Below are 17,563 nucleotides of genomic sequence, written 5' to 3'. Positions count from 1 at the left end.
TATGTCTGTTTGCAGCAGGTTACAATTACACCGTAAGTTCGTCAATCTCCAGGGAACCGTGATGCCACGTCCGACACCAATCACCAAGCAGGCCATCATCGATGCCGCGCTGGAGCTTGGCGACGCCCAAGGCGTCGAGGCGATCTCCATGAGGCGGGTGGCCGCCAGCCTGGGAATCCAGGCAATGTCCCTCTACAACCACATCGCCAACAAAGAGGAACTGCTGGGGGCACTACACGAGCGGCTGATCCTTGAGATCCATCTGCCCGGCGACTGCGGCTCCTGGCAGGAGGCTTTACGGCAGGCGGCACGCGGTTATCGCGACGTCGCCGTTGCCCATCCCAGTCTGTTCGTTCTGCTGGCCACCCGCCCACTGGGCACCGACAGGGAATTCACGCACGTCGCCCCGACTCTGGCCTATCTCGACCGGGAGGGATTGAGCGCCGAGCAGCAACTCTTCATCGTCGACGTGTTTTTCAATTCACTCAACGGGTATCTCCTCGCGGATGTGGCGCCGGTTCCCGGTCATCCGGACGTCGCGAATCCTGCACTCGATACACCGAAAGGTGAGGTTCCCCCGCTGATCAAACTGGTGGCATCGATGGCCACCACCAAGCAGGGCGAGGAATACCTGCGCAACACCTTCGACGAGTTCGTTGAGGTGCTGATCGCCGGGCTGGAGGCCCATCTGCGTCGAAGGTCGCCAGCATCGGTGAACAACCACCCGGCAGGAAGATTGCATGCTCCCCCACGACGCAGGTAACCCATGGTGTACCGGTTGGCGCTGCCGTGCGGGATGGGCGGATAGAAAATAGAGTTGGTCCATGACATTATTCGGAGCCCACGTCGACCCGGCCGATCCTCTCGCAGCCGCCCAGGAGATCGGAGCCGAGATCATCCAGGTGAATATCGGCGACCCGCAGTCATGGAAGGCCCCCGCGCCGAGGTTCCCATGGGATCTGGAGGAGTTCGGTGCCCGCGCAGCCGAGGCCGGGATCGGTATCTACGTCCACTCCCCCTTTGTCATCAACGTCGCATCCACCAACAACCGGATCCGCATCCCTTCGCGCAAGCTGCTCCAGCAGCACCTTGATGCGGCTGCGAGACTCGGAGCCTGGGGCGTGATCGTGCACGGCGGTCATGTCACCGCCAATGACCCGATGGAAGCCGGTTTCGAGAACTGGTTCAAAGCCGTCGACGGGTTGCGGATCGAAGTGCCCCTGCTCATCGAGAACACCGCCGGCGGGAACCATGCGATGGCCAGGCGTTGGGAGAACCTCGCCCGGCTGTGGCAGGCGATTTCCACCTCTAACAACGCGAAACGGGTGGGCTTTTGCCTCGACACCTGCCATGCGCACGCCTCAGGGAATCCGCTGCAAGGCCTCGTCGATGATGTCTTGGCGATCACCGGGCGCATTGATCTGGTGCACCTGAACGATTCCCGCGATACCGAGGGCTCGGGTGCGGACCGTCATGCGAATCTGGGCAAGGGGCAGGCTGATCCCGATTGGCTGGTCGAGGTCATGCGTCGGGCTCAGGCTCCGGCCATCCTGGAGACCCCATCCGAGGGCCATACCGACGACCTGGAGTGGATCCGTTCCCGGGTGTGATGCGCCTGCGAAGATCGCGACCGTCCTCAATGCCTAGTGGGGTCAGAGATGCCCCTATGGTTCTCTGTTAAACCGCTGCGGGGGCTTTCGCCTGGTAATAGGGCCGTTGCGGAGCATGCGTGATGATGTGCTCCTTGCCAACATCAAGACCACCTAGAAGGTAACTGGTGATTGGAATGCTATAGATTTTGTGGACGACAGCAGAATATTGGATTGTGGTTTAGACTGCTGTTTTATGATCCTCGAGGTTTGGTCCGTTTTGTGTGAGCGGAATGGAGGAATAGTGACTTCGCGCGACCACAGTCTGGGTGATGATCCGAATAGTTCACGGGCAAGTGTGATCAGCGGTTGACGGGGATGAATTGGCAGTGATCGCTGCGGGGTTGACGTGTGGGAAGTCAGTGGTCGCGATCACTCATAGTTTGAGACGGCATCGTCAAATGGTGTCTCGAGAAATCAATCGTGGTTGTGACGAGGGCATTATCGTCCTGGGCGAGCCCAGCAGTGAATATGCAGCGGTTGAAAGGTCTCAAGCCCAGGAAGCCTGATGTGCGCCTTGGCCTGCAGGCCAAGGCGGTGGAGTTGTTGAATGACCGGTGCGCTCCACGCCAGATCTTGATGCGGCTGAAGTCCGATTTTCCTGATGACCAGACTATAAGGATGTCTTATGAACAGATCTATTAAGCTCCCTATTACTCAAGCCATTGGATCATTACAACTCCGGGTTGAGGGTTGACAAAGCGTTACTTACTGACCGGGCGTTCCGGTTTTCTCGTTCGTCACTGGCAAGGATGACAACCTCGACACGCCGTGAACCATAAACGAGGGAGCTACCATCAGCCTGCGTTCACTTCAGGTCGAAGACCGAGCCGTACCGAGTTACTGGAAAGGAGACCCGGTCATCGACGCTGAAGGGCGTAGCGCATTTACGACATTGTGGAACAACACTCCGACTCTTGCCCACGCACCGGTTGAGAGCCGATCACCGCACCAATGACGACACCCACGTCGTCGACGGATGGTTCGAACGACTCTCGTAACCAGCTCTAGCGACCAGATCGCTAGAGCTGGGCCCGGGCTTGGTTCACGACAGCATAGACACCCTCCAAGTTGACCATGCGGGCCATTGATGCTTGAGCGATCTCCACGCTGCACTGTCGCTCGAGCATCGCGAGGATCTCGATGGCGAGCATCGAATCGGCGCCGTGGTCATCCTTGAAGAGTGAAGTCTCAGTCACCTCCTCGGCGTCCACTTCAAGGATGTCGCAGATGCGTTCCTTGAGGTCTGCCTTCTCCTCGGGAGTCAGTTCAGCCATGGCACAAGCCTCCTTGAGCTGCAAAGTGGCCCCGTGGGGCCCGGACGGGGGCGAGCGACTCGCTAGAAGCGCGCGAAATAGCCGTGTGGCTTTGGAGATTTTCCCCACTAACCGCACTCCACTTGAGGTCATTGCTTGGTGCTGCCCCGATGGTTATATTTTAGAGGCACCTCCGACCGTCCGTCAATATATTGCGTTGGCTTAATCTCAAAGTGCCCACGTGGGTCCAGGGCGAGCAGATGGAGTTGGAGCTAACTCAACGCAAAGCAATCCCTGCTGCGCAGGCGACGAAATGACCCATGGCGACCAAGAAGGAAAATAGCGAGATCCTGGACACGATCTACCACATCACTGGCTGGCATCGCGACCATACCCATCAAATGATCCAGCAACGACTGACGGAGTCGGGCCCAGCCTGCATCAGCGCCGAGAACCCATACTCACCTACGGTCCAGACGCTGCGTCGATCACGACCATTGAATTTGCCCCGTGTGGGCGGACACCAGTGTTGCGGCCTGGAGGCCGCGGGTCTTGGTGTTCTCTTAGTCTACGGGACTAAAATAGCCCAGTGCTGAGTGGCTGCGGCCTCGGTTGTAGATGGCGTCGATCCAGGTGGTGACCGCGGTGATCGCGGCTTGCCGGATGGCGAAGTGATAGCGGTTGTAGAACCGTCTTGAGAGTGGACCAGAAAGGATTCCTGCTGGGCGTTGTCCCAGCACACACCGGTACGACCGACTGACAATCTCACACCTGCATCTCGGGCTGCTTGGGCCAACTGGACAAAGATGTACTGGGGACCTCTCATGTAGGAGCACATTGGTGGTATCGCCCTCCATGATTTCCTCCCCACGCGGATGAAGACCTCACGGATCATGCCGGATACCTCGGCTGCGACGTGCCCGGTTTGAGGTGCTTTATCCGGATTCTCCAGTGGAAGTGGTGGACGTCGAGGCTTCCGCGAGTCGGCAGAGGATTCTCAATTGGCGATCCATCATCGCAACGTCACCCCACACCAGCAGCAGTCGCCGCAGACGAGGCGTCAGCCGACCAACCTGCCCGAACCAGATGGCAACCACCAGATGCCGAACCCCGAGCCTTTCCTCGATCGTGTAGGTGAGCACGACCTCGCCAAAGAGACGGGTCGGTCGACCTGGACGCATTCGCAGCGTCAGAGAGCGGCCCGGCTCCATGTCCACCAGAGTGAAAATGGTCATGAAGCGATCGCCCGGCGACGGTGTGCACAGTGTCGGATCCGCGTCACGCGGGCTGCGGCGCCCGAAGTTATCAATCCAGTCGTAGCTGTACGGAGCTCGACGCAGCTGGCACAGCCATAGGAAGAGCGTATCGGCAGGGGCATGCGTCGTCCGGCTGCGTACTGCCCTACGGGACGTGGGATCGGCCACGTAACGATCGCATGGCGCGGGAAACTCTGCCCACTCGGCTGGGCCAACAAGCCAAGGAAGTCGACGAGACCCGGTCCGCCCGTCTGCTCGACCCGAGCCTCTCATCTTCGGGTGTCCTGCTCGACCCGATCAAGGAACTCGTAAACGAGGCGATCGTACTCAGCTCCGGCGGAACTACTCAGACGCAGGTGGCCACCAGGTATCCGATGTACTTCAGCACGCGACCATGCGTCGACAAGAGCACTCACTTCGTCAGCGTGGATCACGGTGTCCTCCTCGCCCACCAGGTACAGCTGTGGAATATCCGCCAGCAGACCTTCGGTAGCCCTAGGTGGCCAACTTGCCCCGAGCATCCTCACCGCGGCCGCAGCGGTCGCGTGCCGTAACCCGGGAGAGCGCATGAGGCGGCCCAGCAAGGTGGAGCGTTTACTGGCCCTGAGGAGGAAGCTCTCGAACATGCCCGCAAGGTTGAGGCCAGGCCCACTCTCGCAGACAACGGCATCAGCAGGCAGGGTCCCAGACGCCAACGCGTACACGGTGGGGAAGGTGGAGAAAGAATACCCGAAGACCACCAAAATTCTCGGGTCGAAGCGTTCGGCCATCCATCGGGAGGCAGACAGAATGTCGTCGGTGAAACGATCCGCTACCCGCCAAATCCGGCGGTCCCCCTGAGAAGCCCCATGCCCACGGTGATCGAACATCAGCACCTGATAGCCGCGCGCCACCAGTAATTGCGCAGTGCGCAGCGACGCCGACTTACCTTGCCCGATGCCATGCCCGAGCACAGCGACTCGACGCGAATCGGAGCCGACGAGCCAGCAAGCAAGACGATGCCCGTCGTGGGTCCGCACCGTCTGTTCCACGAAGGACAGGCCAAAAACACTAGGGTCCTTGTGCGGGCGGCGGCGCAGAGGATGCAGGATCAGGTAAGCGAAGACCCCACCCAACGCATTCTCAACTCGTGTCACAACGTCGCATCCTCTCTAATTCTGGCGCAGTCAGCCGCAGCCACCGGCATGATCATCATCGAAACCCCGTCCCAGCACTGATCCATCGCTTTCCCACGGGGCAGAGCTCGAACAATGATGCTTCTCGGCCTCTTCCAATCGCTCCAGGCCCCAGAAGCTCTCCCTACCCACGCGAAAAAACGGAACCCCAAAAACCCCATCCTCGTCCATTCGTTCGGCAACGGAGACCAGCAACTGGCGACCTTCCGGTCGGGAGTGCAGCGTGGCCAGATCGCGGGGAAAGCCCCCATCGTTGAGCAATGTCGCGACCTGTTCCGCGTTATTCAGGTCAGCGCCTCTGGTCCAGCGCGCACGGCTCAACTCCAAAACGAGCTGTTTGCCGCGCGCCTGATCTTGCGCCAAGACCCCCGCGCATGCAGCGGCGGTGATCTCCCAGTTCGCCGCTGAGTCGTCGGGCCAAGTAATCGCTACTCCCAATCGGCTGGCAAGTCGACGTACATCACGCAGGATATACAGATGCTTGGCTCGGCTCATGGGGGTGTAGTGAAAGGTAATTGCACGCTCGTCCAAGAATTGCTTAATTTCCGCACCCGGCTCGAAGAAGATATGCATGGTGGCGGCTTCAAGGAGGGGCGAGCGGGACGCTATCCCACGTTCTAGAGCGAGCCACGAATAGGGGCTTCGCAGTGACGCATACCAGCGAGGTGTGCGGCTCATAGGGACAATCCTCCGTCGACGCCGATCACCTGACGAGTAACGTACCTAGCATCCGGGGAGACGAGATACGAGACGAGGCCGGCTACGTCGTCGGGCTTACCGAATTCTCCAAGCGGGATATCGTTCTTTGCTTTCTCCTTTGCCTTCTCACTCAGCATCATTGTCATATCGGTCTCAATGAAACCTGGGGCCACCACGTTGACTCTGATGCGCCACCGAGCGAGTTCCAGCGCTGCTGTGCGCGCCACACCGACCAGACCTGCCTTCGACGCGCTATAGTTTACTTGGCCGGCGTGGCCATCCCTGCCTGCAATTGAGCCCACCAACGTCACCGAGCCGCCGTTGCCGCCACGGACAAGGGCCCAAGATGCCGTCCGGCAAAGATGGAAAGCCCCCGCAAGGTTCGTGTCAATCACGTCCTGCCAGTCTGTGGTCGTCATTGTCATCAGTGGAGCATCCCGCGTGATGCCTGCACAGTGAATGACGGCATCTAGTCGACCAAACCGCGTGACCGTATCCGAGACAAACTGCTCGACCTCCTCGAACGAGCGGACATCGACGCGAGCACACAACGCCGTAGCCTCGGGCGGGAGGGCTGAAATAGTTTCGTTGGCAGCATCCTTGTTTGCAGCAAAGCAGAAGGCGACATCGAACCCGTCATGGGCCAGACGCGTCACAATCGCCCGTCCGATACCGCGAGAGCCACCGGTTACGAGCGCCACGGGGCGAGACTGCTCATTCATGATCGGACCTCCGGAACTCGGCGAAGGGCCGTACTGCGGCAGTGACCCCGGTAGCGACGAGCACAGGCGCCCCCTCAACCCAAGAGATGAGGTCGAGCACTAATACGTCACCCAGATCTCTGACGCCGGTCAGCTCATGGCGAAGCACGGCCCCGAGCGGCACCCTATCTAGCAGATCGACCGATTGCAGGCCCATGAACAAGAAGCCCTGATTGGGGGCAGGCCGCCCATCACGGGCACCCGCGATGAATCCGGCGATGGCGCCTTGCGCTGCCGATTCGAGGAGAAGAGCCAACGGATAGATTGGCTCTCCGTAACACAACAGTTCATCGGGACGGATCTCCTTCTCGGCCACCATCCGATTGCCTACCTGAAGGAGGTGGTCGACGAGCAGGATCGGATCCCGGTGGGGGAGCAGGGAGGTAATCTCTTCAGGGTAAGTGTCTGTCACGGCACCAAGCTCCGGTCGGGGTGGTGGCGGCGGCGGTGGCGTCGTCTGTGCAACGAACGAGGCGCACCGGTGGCCATCGCGCATGACCTGGCACGAGAAGGCAAGGGGGTCCGTTCTGGTGCCTTGGTCGACGTGCACCTCGAACACGTCCCCAGGCCATAGCGGCTCTGCGAAGCGGACTTTTCGCAATCCGGTGACCTCGGATCCTGCCGGATGCTGGGAGACGAGATCGGCACCGATCCCCAACAGGAAGTTCCCGGGAACAATCGGTTGTCCGGGATAGTGACCGGCAAATACGGGATGTTCCGGATCGTAACGGCACCGTGCTCCGATCACCGTGCCTATCTGATCTAGGAACTCGAATGAGTCTGGTCGTGGCGAACCTGTTAGCGTGCGGTCAGTCGCTTGCACTTTTGGCCTCCAGAGCTCGGTCCAGCACATCGATTAGGTCATCAAAAGTACGTACAGGCTTCATTTCGTCCTGCCCGATCTTCACGCCAAACTCTTGTTCGAGGACAACCATCATCTCAAGGGACATTAGCGAGTCAACCTCGAGGTCGTCGCGGAAATCGGCCGTATCGGTGAGTTCGGACACGTCTATGTCGATGGCGTCGGCAACGAGCGTGCGAAGGCTCTCGCGGTCAATTGAGTTTCTCATGGATGGGCCTTTCTATTTTGCGGTTCAGGGTTGGGAGCAAGGGTTGAGATCGGTAATGGATACGGGGCCTCGCTCGTCCGCCGAAACGATTCGAGCGCGGGTACCCGAGCGAGCGACTTCAGCGGCCAAGGTCAGCGCGAGGGCTGAGCCCCAAGCGCCTAGATCCCCTAGGCTGTCGAGCGCGAGGGTCCGGGTCGGGGTGTCCAGTCCGTTTTCAGGGATGGCGAGAGCGTCGAGTAGCCGATCGATAGCGACTGAATGTCCGACCCGGATCAGCATCTCCGGGGCCTCGGTAGGCAAGTTGGTGCGCCAGCGCCTCACCAGCTGGGTGGCGGAGTCAGAGTCGTGTACAACACCAGTCAGGACCATGGAGACACGGGCGAGTGGGGTCTCCTGCCAGAGGGCCGACGGTCCAACGAGGAGGGCCGCTGCCCCCTCGACGAAATCACCCCTGGATCCGGCGTCATGCTCGAGTTGGACTCGCTCCGGCGTCCACTCCTCGACCCCGCCGAGGATGAGCGCATCAGCCTGCCCGAGTTCGATTAGCCGCCAGCAATAGTCGAGACCGTGGAGAGCCGAGCCAGCCCCAGCAATCAGCGTGGCGTTGGGCCCGCGTAATCCGTGTCTGATCGCACCCTGGCTAGCGGCGAAGTTCATGACGGTATTGGGGAAGCGGGAGGGGTCGACCAAGTAGGGCCGATCCCCCGACAAGCTTTCCTGCGTGAACTGGATGGTACTAGCGATCGAACCGAATGACGTGGCCAGCACGATCCCAACATCGTCGCGCCCGGCAGGGATAGTAGCGAGGCGCCCCAGTTGCCCCATGGCGGCTAACGCAAGGCCCGCCGAACGGTCAAGCGTGCGCGTGCCTTTGGGTCCCACTTCCTTCCGGATATTAAAATCCTCGATCTGAGGCTGCAGGACCGAACCCTCCGTGAGAACCGCGAAGACCGGGTCGGTACCTGAGCCCGCGGAACAGCGGACGGCAATATCCCAGACTGCCAGAGTGTCGTGGTGCTTAATCATCGTGCCGACTCCTTCTAGAGGAACAGCATTCCGCCGACTTCCGCCAGCAGAGCCGCTAATTGGACGGTCGAGAGGGGGGTGATACCGGGGGTGATGGGACGATCGTCAGGCACCGGGGCTGGTTCCAGGACATAAATAGTAGCACCCTCATTGACTAGGGCAGCGAGATTGCGACGCAGAAGCAGAGCGGGGTCGTCAAGCGCTTGGTCCCAATCATCGTGGGAAGGTAGCGGAAGGGCCCTCGCGAGGGTGGCTGCCTCGCCAGCCAAAACGAGACAGAGGGCCCCGTGATATTGAGTCATAAGCACTCGGAAGGAGTAGAGAGCGTCGTTGAAAGAGCGTTCCAGATCTCCTCGCATAACCGTGTCCACAACCGCCACGAACCGAGCACTCATCAGACAACCCCCACCGAAATCAGCTTGTCCGCAGCATCAAAGTAGCGGCGCATCTGGGTCGCCAACCGCATGCGGACTGGCGCCGCGTGATTCGTCAGGCGGCGCTCCATGCTGCAGGTACGGCATGCCGTCCAGAGTAGGGACTTCGGATACTCGTTGATCATTTCAAGCACAACGCCCGATGCAGAAGGAAACGAGAACTCCCAGTCCAGCGCGCCAGCCGGCTTGACTGGCTCCCCCACTTGGGTGAGCCACGTCGCGAAGCCACAGGCCCACACGTGAACGGATGCGTCGCGGGCCAAGAGTTGCTCTACGGTGCGCAGGGCGGTTCCCAGGGAATCGTCGCTGTAGGGCGCTCCGGCAAGCACCATCATGACGTCAAACTGCCGCCGGTTCATCGCCAAATCACCTGGGTCTTTGGGTCGAGAAGCGCGTCGGCGATCACGCCCTCGTCAGCAACCACTCCGACAGGAACTTGGTTTTCCGGCCAGCCCACCCGTCGCAACGTCTTCCGGTCTACTATGACGCGGGTGCCAGGTATCGGATCGGGCGCGATGAGGTGATGGAGTGCACACGTTCCGGCCAAGTAGATCGCGACTTCTGATGTGGTTGCGAGAACACTAGCCACCTCCCGGATCACGTTCGGGCCCACCGCCTCTGCACGATTCAGCACGAACATCCAACGGTCAGGCATTCGAATCAGCCTCCTTGGCCATGGTCGACAGCAGGGTCAGATATCGTTCTGGGGCAGCCGAGAAGAGGCGACAGTGGGTTGCCTTGTCGAAGATGATGTGCCGAGATCCGGGCACGGTGTCAGCTACCTGAGCGACCGCGGATGCAGGAATGACCCGATCGCGGCTGCCGGAGAGGAAGAGCCCGGGCACGCCCGACCGCAACGGACCGGGGGGCCACGCGGCCTCCTGGCGCAACGCACTGGCCGCGTGGCAAGTGGCTAGTTCGAGCACCTCCGCGAACGACTCACGCAGTTCGTCATCATTGGAGCCACGTGCCGAGGAAGCAACCAGCCACCCGATATGTTCGGGAGCGCTCGGCGCAGGCCCCGAATCACACACGACTCCAGCGACCTTTTCGCGGCCGGGCCCACCTGCGTATGCAAGAACGGTCCAAGCGGAGAAAGACTGGCCCACCGGGATCGCGCGCCGGGCTGTGGGAATCAGTTCACCCAACTTATCCATCACGCATCCGAGGTCAACGATATGTTGATTGACCATGCCGCTGGTAGTCAACTCGGCGGTGCTGTTTCCGTGCCCTCTCAGGTCATAAGTAACCACAGGCCAACCGGAGGCAGCCAGCCTCTGCGCACTTGCTCTTATGTCATCTTGGGTGTGTAGGAGTCCGTGTATCACGACGAAAGCGATCCGCCCCGCTGCCGGGTAGCACCGAACGGCTAGCTGCCCACCATCGGTAGAGACGAAGTCATCGTTAACGTTCGCGGGCCGATCGTCCCGGACGCGCGGTACCAAGAGCTTGAATGTCTCCCGTTCCGCGAACTCACGGACCCGGGCGGACGGCCAGGAACTCATAGTGCCCCCGGATCAAGACGAAGCGCTGCCCAGGCACCAAAGCGCGAGCAACAGAACAGGGTGGTGGTGCGACGCTGCTGGCAGGCCTCGGCCACCGCGATGGCCTGAGGTAGGAGTCGGCCATTTGGAGCGTTCAAGGGTCGCCCCTCGGTCAACTCGTCGGGTAGGGCCTCGATCAGATGTCTAGGAGCATCCTCCAACGCGGTTAAGAGGGAGACGTCAGGTCCTGCCAGCAACGGTGGCAACAATCGCTCCAACCGCTCGAAGCCTCGCATGGTGACCGCCTGAGGCAAGAACCCCCGGGCCCAGGTGAGGTGGGTGCCCCGACCCTCAGGGTGAAGCATCAGAGCAACGCTACCCTCCGCGACTTCACCACCGACATCGGTGGTGACCACCAGCGCAGTATCGCACCGACCGCTGCCGAGGGAAAGGGCGGCGGAAGCGCAGGCGTCCACCAAGCCCGTCCCGGGCGTCGTGATCGTGACAACCCGTCCATGGATCTTGTAATCCTGGGCCACACGAGCCGGGAGCAGATTGACAGAGAAGTAGGGAGCACGGGCGGGACTGAGCGCCTCTGCCGACTCCGCGCGCACCACGGCATCCATCTCATCATGCATGTGTTCGGCGAAGGACGCAGTACAGGCCCAGAGCTCACGGCGATGCGACTCGCAGGCCAGCGCGCCACTCACGTTTAGTTGAGCGGCGGCCGCAGCTGTCAGCTGCACTGCCCGGGGAAGGAGAGCCGTGCCACGGCGTCCAAGATGGGCACGCGGATCGAACCAGTCAGAGCCCTCACCCGAGGGCGGGCCAGAAAGGACGGCGGCCCGCTCAATCACGATTGTCATGCTGCGCCTCCAATAACGAGAGAGGCATTGTTTCCGCCGAAGGCGTACGCGCTGACCACCACCGGGCCAACGGCTGTAGTGCGCTCTCCCAGATGTGTCGACGCCGTGTCCAGCCACGGTCCGTGCGGACCATGCTCCGGACGCTCACCGGCCTCCAGCATCGCGAGGGCCGCGATGATCCCGAGAATCCCGGAGGCCCCGCCAGCGTGCCCGATCGTGTCCTTGATGCTCAGCCAAGGCAGGTCCTCGCCGGCGACCTCATGGAGAATGGCCGCTTCCAGCTCGTCGTTCAACTGGGTGCCCGTCGCGTGGGGGACGGCTGCGCGTGGGGCAGCCTGTCCCACTACCGTCTGAAGAATGCGTCGGATCTGAACACCGGCCTGCTCCGGTGCGGTGATGTGATCAGCGTCACAACTGAAATCCGCGGTGATTAGGCTACCCAATGCCGTGGCCGAGCTACTCTCCGGCTCAAGCACGAGGGCTCCTGCGCCCTCACCGAAGAGAGTGCCCGCTCGCTCCAGTTCAAAGGGGCGTGCTCCAGCTGGGTCGAGAGCCAGCATCCGGTTAAACGCGGCCAACGCCACTCGGGAGTAAGCCTCAGCACCGGTAACGAGTACAGCGGAGGCCTCCCCAGCGGCCAGGATATCTAAAGCCAACCCCACCGCGTAGGCGCTTGCTGCACAGGCATTGCTGGTACTCAGGACAGGGCCGCTCAGCCCCAGAGCATCGGCAATGAGATCTGCCGTCTCAAACATCCGTTTATCCGTCGGGGTGCTGGCACGAGCCCTATCCAGGGAGGTGGCCTCACCCATGCCCGTGCCCACCACGAGGCCGAGATCGCCACAGGTGACGCGCGAACCCGCGGCCTTCGCCTCCGCAAGCGCCTCTCGGGCGGCTTCTACACCGTATCTGGCGGCCGAGTGCTCGAGACAAGGTGCATCTTCGACGAGGTGCATATCGCGGACTTCAGCATGGAGATCCGGATCGTCCACCGCAGCACGCCCGGTCCGGTGTGCGCAGAGACCACGCCAGAAGTCCGCCCGACCCCGTCCGCACGAGGCGACGACTCCAGCGCCGGTAATTTTCGCTATCGGCGGCATCATCCCACTGCCGCCCTGAGCCGATCGTCGAACTCAATCATCGACCAATCACGGCGGCTGTCGATGTGGGCATAACCATGCATTATCCGACCCGTGCTCACATGAACGGCATTACCCTCACGAAGGGCGTACGTGTCCATGCGCGCCGTGTACACGGAATTCTTGAACACCGATTCCACCTCAAATACCGTGAGAATCTCCTCTTCCATTCCCACTTCATCCCAGAGTTCAATCTCCGAGTTCGGAACGACGGGAATCAAGTCCGCCGTGTCGAGCATCGTCCGGATGCTGGCGCCCTGCTCCAGCAGGAATAGGTCGACGACCTCTTCCATATTGCGAAGCAGACCGCTCATCTGAAGCCGGGTCACATAGTGACAGTAGAAATATGGCACCCGCCAGCGCCAGGCGATCGCATGGCCGCTTCCCGTCCGGAACTGCCGGTCAACTTGCCTTGTCACGGCGTTTCGACCGATGCCCACCGCAAGATCCGACATAGGAAGTGAGCGCAGTTCGGCGACGCGGTAAGTGTCGACGACCAAACCTCGGATTTCCTCGGGGATAGGAGCGACCTCGCCGCCCACGCGGGTGTCGCGCAGCAGTACCACGGAAACTTTGGCAGAGACGGCCTTCGTCTTTCCTACCGACAAGGTGACGGCAAGCTGGGCACCTCTCTCGATGGTCAGAACACGCACCTCGGCCGTCACCTCGTCGTCCACATGGAGCGCTTTGAGGATGCGTGTGGAGATACGGGTGATGTCCAGACCGAGACCGTATTCCTCGTAAAGCCGACCCGGGGCCATGGTAGCCGTTCGGAAAAGACCGAGAACAGCTTCTTCTACGAGGTAATTGACATGCTTGAAGCCGATCCAAGTGCAAATATTGCAGCCTTCGTAACGAGGACGCAGTTGCACGGTCGTGCTGAAACCGGGGGTGAAGGTCATTTCAAACTCACTTTAACTAGGGTAGGGGTAGAGGTAGAGCACTGCGGATCGCAAGTGCAACGGCTTCAGGGGTGTCCACCATGGGGAAATGTCCGCCCTTGAAGATGTGGAGGATGCTGCCGGGGACTTGGGCGTGCAGGGCGCGGCTGTCAGCCGGATCAGCGGAGAGGTCGGCGTCGCCGTGGATGAGCGTAAGCCGATTCACGAGCGCGCGCGGAGATCCTTGCCACGTAGCGTGATAGGCCTCGTAGAAACGGAGCCAGCCAAGGGGGCCGACGGCGTCGACTACGACCTCAGCCATCCGGTCGAGGAGAGCGGGGTTGGCCCGCCCTTGGGATTCGGCCCGCAGTCCATCCGCCATGACACCCGGGAAGGCTGCGCGATGCCGATCGAAGTGACTCCAGTCGAAGTGCTCGGCTCTGGACGCGTAAAACATCGATAGGAGGACGACGTGCGCGGGCGGCGGGGGCCTGTTTGGCCCGGTGAGCAGATTGAAGACGGACACGGCCGCAAAGGAGTGGGCCACGAGCACGTCGCAGTCCGCCAATTGGGATCTGCAGAACCTCTCCGTGATCTCCGGATCGTACTTCCAAGCCGAGGCGGTAGACGCCCATGGCACATCCGGAATGGACACCGCACAATCAGAGAGCAGCTCCTTGACATCTGCCCACACACCAGCACTGCCACCTAGGCCACTGATCAGGCAGATCCTGGAATTCACGACCTCGCCCCCTCGGGGACGACATAGTTGATGATCCCAGCGAGGGCACCCAATTCCATTCTGGCGGGTTGAAGCGGCCAGCGGCGAGCAACCATGGGAGACCGACTGTGTCTATCATCGATCGCCGCGACAAGCAGCGCGACCCCGCCGGTCACGACAGGCCTGCCTCCAGCCAGCCATCGGGCAGTGGGGCTATCACTCTCCGCTGCAACCACCAGTACCTGTTCACAACGACCGCCAGTGATGAGCACCTGGGCCCACTGGAGGGCACTAGCCGCTCTATCTCGCTCATCCTCGATCGTGAGGCAGACACCCTTAATCCCCAACTGGATTGCGACGGTCGAAGCCAATACGTTAGAGCTGGCGTTTGGTAGCCCCATGGGGCTCAGTGCATCGGCACCTTGCTTGATGACGATCTGCGCGGCGTTTACCACCGATTCGGCGTTTCCATATCGCGACGATGCGATTAGTCCGAGTCGCTCAGGCGGGCAGTCATCATCAGGGCAGCGACAGGCCATCGCCTCCACAGCTGCAGCCTCAGCAAGCAGCGTAGCGGGGGTGCTATAGCGCAATCCCTTGCGGCCCAACCGAGTTCGGAAATCGATCTCTACAGGGGCAAGCGGCGCCGTGAGGTGGGCGTCGGTTAATACACCCTCCTGCGGAAGGAGAACCGCGTGGGCCAGCAATCCGAGGTCCTTCATGGTCGCATCACCGGCACTTTGCGGAGAAGCGCAACTGCATTGAGCCCGCCAAAACCGAAGGCGTCCACCTGCGCTAGCCTCGCATCCTCGAGCCTTGTGCGGCTGCGGTTCAGGCGAAGCGCCGAGGCCATCGGGTCGGGCACGTCCAAGCCCACGACCGGCGGAACCTCGCCAGAGAGAAGGCATTGGCCAGCGACGATCAGGCTATGCAGACCGGAAGCACCTGAGGTGTGGCCGGTACTACCCTTGACACCAGTCACGAGTGGCTTGGAAGCACGTTCCCAGACCCGCGTCAGAGCAACCGCCTCGGCCTCGTCGTTGAGTGGTGTCCCGGTACCGTGTGCCACGACGAGGTCGATGGAGTCCGCTCCCACCCCTACCCGCGCGTGCGCTTCGCGCATGACGTGCTCGATCCTTGCTGGGTCTGGTGCCGTCACGTGGTAGGCATCACACCCCAATTCCACTCTGGCGAGACGTAACGGCTTTTCATGCGGGAGCTTGCTCAGCACCACGGCCGCAGCGCCCTCGCCCATTAGGACACCGCGACGCCCCGCGTCGAACGGGCGGACGCGGTCGGGCGGTTCGACCTGAACCCTGTCGAGTGAGCCGAACATGCTCAGCGACAGCACGTCGACTCCGGCAACTATCACGTGTTCAAGGGACTCCTGCTCCAGGAGATCGCAGGCGAGGGCCGCCGCGTACAACGACGCGGCACAGGCGTTCGAGAAGACGGAAACCCGATCAAAACCCCAGCGTTTCCTGAGCTTCGCAGCGAGGTCCAAGTTGGGCTTGGGTCCATCCTCTAGGTGTGCGATCTCCAACGTGCGGGCTTCGCCGAGTCCTGTCCCGATCACCACCGGGATAGAGTCGAGATTTTGCATCTCTGTCAGGCCGGCATCCAACAGGGCTTCGCTGACAGCCTGAACGAGCAGGCTCGCCGCCCGTGGCCCCCGGGTAGGAGACCCCGGGAAGACGTAGCCATGGGGACCACGGAAGGCCTGGTCAAAGGGAGGTTCGAAAACGCGTAGGCCTATGTCACCCCGGAGGAGGGCGGCAAAGACATCGTCCGCGGTCGCGCCGAGGGTGGTTACAGCCCCCCAGCCTGCGAGCCATGACCCCTGAGTCGACTGCCCCTTCTTTGCTGTCGCGTTCACGGGAGTCGCTCCAACAACAGCACCGCGTTGTTGCCGCCGAAGGCGAACCCGTGGTTCTCCACTACGGTGAGTTCGGCATCCCGAGAGGTGTTGGGGACGCAATCGACCGGGCAGTCAGGATCGCCTTGCCTGAAGTTGACCGTCGGGGGTATGAATTGGTCCTCAAGGGCTAGCGCAGATGCGATGGCGCCCAGCGCACTAGCTGCACCCATTGAGTGCCCGATCATCGATTTCACCGAGGTGACCGGAGGCAACTGGTCACCGAAGACCGCCGCTAGCGCCTCACACTCGGTGACGTCATTGGCCTTGGTACCCGTTCCGTGGGCTGAAACCAGATCGACCTGGCCAGGATCAATGTCCGCGAGTCTCAGCGCCTTCCTGATGCTCGCGGTGATGCCCTTCACGTCGGGAGCCACTGGATGCTTGGCGTCGCACGTGAGCCCGTACCCCAGCACCTCGCAGTAGATGTGCGCTCCGCGTTCGATTGCAGCCTCAAGCCGCTCAAGGACCATCATCCCCGCGCCTTCACCGGTCAGAATCCCTTGCCTGTCCTTGTCGAAGGGACGGCACGCATCGGGTGCCACTGTGCCTAGGCGATAGAAGCCTGTGAACGTCTTCCGGCACAGAGCATCCGCCCCTCCCACGAGGGCGACCTCTGCGGCCCCCGAGGCGATGGCATCGAAACCGTTGCCGATCGCGTAGTTGCCCGCACTGCACGCGGTCGCGATCGTGAGGGTCTCGACGTCGAAGAGTCCGAGCCGGTCGACGATCGACATTGCCAAGTTCAAGGGGTGAGCGGCCCGGGCATCGCTCACGGAGACGGGAGTACCGGTCAAGTAGCTGGCCGAGATGGCATCGATCAATTGCGATTCGCCGTCTGTCGTGCCAACGGCCACCGAAACCCGCCGATCACGGAGCCACTCGGGCGTCAGTCCGGCATCAGACAACGCCAACAACGCGGCCTGCACTGCGAACTGTGAGGCTCGCCCATGGGGCCCATCAGTTGTGTCCTGGGGGACCTCGCAAGCCAGCGCGTGGGCGAAACCGGTGGTGTCAAAAGCACTGATAGGGCTGGCGCCGCATCGACCTTCTCGGATAGCATCCCCGAAATCTTCACGGCCACCGCCGATAGCCGAAACGGGCCCCACCCCGGTCACGGCCACGCGCTGTCGCTGGCTCATATTTCATACTATTACCCCACCTAGGGCCCGTTTTGCAAGCGAATTCGTTGACTTAATTTCAAAATGTCCACGTGGATCCAGGGCGAGCA

At 61.4% G+C, this 17,563-nt stretch carries 21 protein-coding genes; 2 read left to right on the top strand and 19 right to left on the bottom strand.

Translation table 11 applies throughout. The features are described 5' to 3' along the window. Nucleotides 1-61 precede the first annotated feature (61 nt). Nucleotides 62-763 carry a TetR family transcriptional regulator gene (locus HMPREF1531_RS12840; RefSeq protein ID WP_016668800.1) on the top strand — a complete coding sequence of 234 codons (702 nt, stop codon included), beginning with the start codon at nt 62-64 and terminating at the stop codon, nt 761-763. Between the two features lie 61 nt (nt 764-824). Continuing rightward, the gene (locus HMPREF1531_RS04845) at nt 825-1,610 is read left to right on the top strand and encodes a deoxyribonuclease IV (protein WP_016668799.1); all 786 of its coding nucleotides are present in this window, start codon (nt 825-827) and stop codon (nt 1,608-1,610) included. A 1,061-nt stretch (nt 1,611-2,671) separates the two neighbouring features. Here the strand turns inward: HMPREF1531_RS04845 and HMPREF1531_RS04840 are convergent. The 19 genes from HMPREF1531_RS04840 to HMPREF1531_RS04745 all read right to left on the bottom strand — a co-directional run bounded on the left by HMPREF1531_RS04840 (nt 2,672) and on the right by HMPREF1531_RS04745 (nt 17,474). Then, nucleotides 2,672-2,926 carry an acyl carrier protein gene (locus tag HMPREF1531_RS04840; protein ID WP_016668797.1) on the bottom strand — a complete coding sequence of 85 codons (255 nt, stop codon included), beginning with the start codon at nt 2,924-2,926 and terminating at the stop codon, nt 2,672-2,674. Nucleotides 2,927-3,840: 914 nt separating this feature from the next. After that, complete coding sequence (locus HMPREF1531_RS13590; RefSeq protein ID WP_156860177.1) at nt 3,841-4,140, bottom strand: hypothetical protein; 300 nt, start codon at nt 4,138-4,140, stop codon at nt 3,841-3,843. Nucleotides 4,141-4,430: 290 nt separating this feature from the next. Beyond that, a complete protein-coding gene (locus tag HMPREF1531_RS04825) occupies nt 4,431-5,297 on the bottom strand; it encodes an alpha/beta hydrolase (RefSeq protein WP_016668794.1) in 867 nt (288 codons plus the stop codon). Nucleotides 5,298-5,327: 30 nt separating this feature from the next. Continuing rightward, nucleotides 5,328-6,014: a DsbA family protein gene (locus HMPREF1531_RS04820; protein WP_016668793.1), complete on the bottom strand. Its 687-nt coding sequence runs from the start codon at nt 6,012-6,014 to the stop codon at nt 5,328-5,330. Further along, a complete protein-coding gene (locus HMPREF1531_RS04815) occupies nt 6,011-6,757 on the bottom strand; it encodes an SDR family oxidoreductase (RefSeq protein WP_016668792.1) in 747 nt (248 codons plus the stop codon). The genes HMPREF1531_RS04820 and HMPREF1531_RS04815 overlap by 4 nt, the downstream gene beginning before the upstream one ends. Then, the gene (locus HMPREF1531_RS13585; protein ID WP_156860176.1) at nt 6,750-7,208 is read right to left on the bottom strand and encodes a 3-hydroxyacyl-ACP dehydratase FabZ family protein; all 459 of its coding nucleotides are present in this window, start codon (nt 7,206-7,208) and stop codon (nt 6,750-6,752) included. Before HMPREF1531_RS13585 ends, HMPREF1531_RS04815 begins: the two co-directional genes overlap by 8 nt. Nucleotides 7,209-7,605: 397 nt before the next feature. Then, on the bottom strand, nt 7,606-7,866 hold the full coding sequence (locus tag HMPREF1531_RS04805) for an acyl carrier protein (protein WP_016668790.1): 261 nt from the start codon (nt 7,864-7,866) through the stop codon (nt 7,606-7,608). Between the two features lie 24 nt (nt 7,867-7,890). Further along, the gene (locus HMPREF1531_RS12830; RefSeq protein WP_016668789.1) at nt 7,891-8,892 is read right to left on the bottom strand and encodes a beta-ketoacyl synthase N-terminal-like domain-containing protein; all 1,002 of its coding nucleotides are present in this window, start codon (nt 8,890-8,892) and stop codon (nt 7,891-7,893) included. Between the two features lie 14 nt (nt 8,893-8,906). Further along, complete coding sequence (locus HMPREF1531_RS04795) at nt 8,907-9,287, bottom strand: hypothetical protein (RefSeq protein ID WP_016668788.1); 381 nt, start codon at nt 9,285-9,287, stop codon at nt 8,907-8,909. Further along, the gene (locus tag HMPREF1531_RS04790; RefSeq protein WP_016668787.1) at nt 9,287-9,685 is read right to left on the bottom strand and encodes a hypothetical protein; all 399 of its coding nucleotides are present in this window, start codon (nt 9,683-9,685) and stop codon (nt 9,287-9,289) included. Before HMPREF1531_RS04790 ends, HMPREF1531_RS04795 begins: the two co-directional genes overlap by 1 nt. Next, nucleotides 9,682-9,981 carry a hypothetical protein gene (locus tag HMPREF1531_RS04785; protein WP_016668786.1) on the bottom strand — a complete coding sequence of 100 codons (300 nt, stop codon included), beginning with the start codon at nt 9,979-9,981 and terminating at the stop codon, nt 9,682-9,684. Before HMPREF1531_RS04785 ends, HMPREF1531_RS04790 begins: the two co-directional genes overlap by 4 nt. Further along, nucleotides 9,974-10,831: an alpha/beta fold hydrolase gene (locus HMPREF1531_RS04780; RefSeq protein WP_016668785.1), complete on the bottom strand. Its 858-nt coding sequence runs from the start codon at nt 10,829-10,831 to the stop codon at nt 9,974-9,976. The genes HMPREF1531_RS04785 and HMPREF1531_RS04780 overlap by 8 nt, the downstream gene beginning before the upstream one ends. Continuing rightward, on the bottom strand, nt 10,828-11,676 hold the full coding sequence (locus HMPREF1531_RS04775) for a beta-ketoacyl synthase N-terminal-like domain-containing protein (protein WP_016668784.1): 849 nt from the start codon (nt 11,674-11,676) through the stop codon (nt 10,828-10,830). The genes HMPREF1531_RS04780 and HMPREF1531_RS04775 overlap by 4 nt, the downstream gene beginning before the upstream one ends. Next, the gene (locus tag HMPREF1531_RS04770) at nt 11,673-12,632 is read right to left on the bottom strand and encodes a beta-ketoacyl synthase N-terminal-like domain-containing protein (protein ID WP_198010991.1); all 960 of its coding nucleotides are present in this window, start codon (nt 12,630-12,632) and stop codon (nt 11,673-11,675) included. The genes HMPREF1531_RS04775 and HMPREF1531_RS04770 overlap by 4 nt, the downstream gene beginning before the upstream one ends. 143 nt (nt 12,633-12,775) lie before the next feature. Beyond that, nucleotides 12,776-13,717, bottom strand: a complete 942-nt coding sequence (locus HMPREF1531_RS04765) for a hypothetical protein (protein ID WP_016668782.1) — start codon at nt 13,715-13,717, stop codon at nt 12,776-12,778. 16 nt (nt 13,718-13,733) lie between these two features. Next, nucleotides 13,734-14,438, bottom strand: a complete 705-nt coding sequence (locus tag HMPREF1531_RS04760) for an alpha/beta fold hydrolase (protein ID WP_016668781.1) — start codon at nt 14,436-14,438, stop codon at nt 13,734-13,736. Further along, nucleotides 14,435-15,139, bottom strand: coding sequence for a beta-ketoacyl synthase N-terminal-like domain-containing protein (locus tag HMPREF1531_RS12825; protein WP_016668780.1), 705 nt, complete (start codon nt 15,137-15,139; stop codon nt 14,435-14,437). Before HMPREF1531_RS12825 ends, HMPREF1531_RS04760 begins: the two co-directional genes overlap by 4 nt. Beyond that, nucleotides 15,136-16,293, bottom strand: a complete 1,158-nt coding sequence (locus tag HMPREF1531_RS04750; RefSeq protein ID WP_016668779.1) for a beta-ketoacyl synthase N-terminal-like domain-containing protein — start codon at nt 16,291-16,293, stop codon at nt 15,136-15,138. The genes HMPREF1531_RS12825 and HMPREF1531_RS04750 overlap by 4 nt, the downstream gene beginning before the upstream one ends. After that, the gene (locus HMPREF1531_RS04745; protein WP_016668778.1) at nt 16,290-17,474 is read right to left on the bottom strand and encodes a beta-ketoacyl-[acyl-carrier-protein] synthase family protein; all 1,185 of its coding nucleotides are present in this window, start codon (nt 17,472-17,474) and stop codon (nt 16,290-16,292) included. Before HMPREF1531_RS04745 ends, HMPREF1531_RS04750 begins: the two co-directional genes overlap by 4 nt. Nucleotides 17,475-17,563 lie beyond the last annotated feature (89 nt).

This window comes from Propionibacterium sp. oral taxon 192 str. F0372 (assembly GCF_000413315.1).
Taxonomy (GTDB): domain Bacteria; phylum Actinomycetota; class Actinomycetes; order Propionibacteriales; family Propionibacteriaceae; genus Brooklawnia.
Note: the sequence above shows the minus strand (reverse complement) of the source record. Positions and strands in the feature narration are given on the sequence as shown.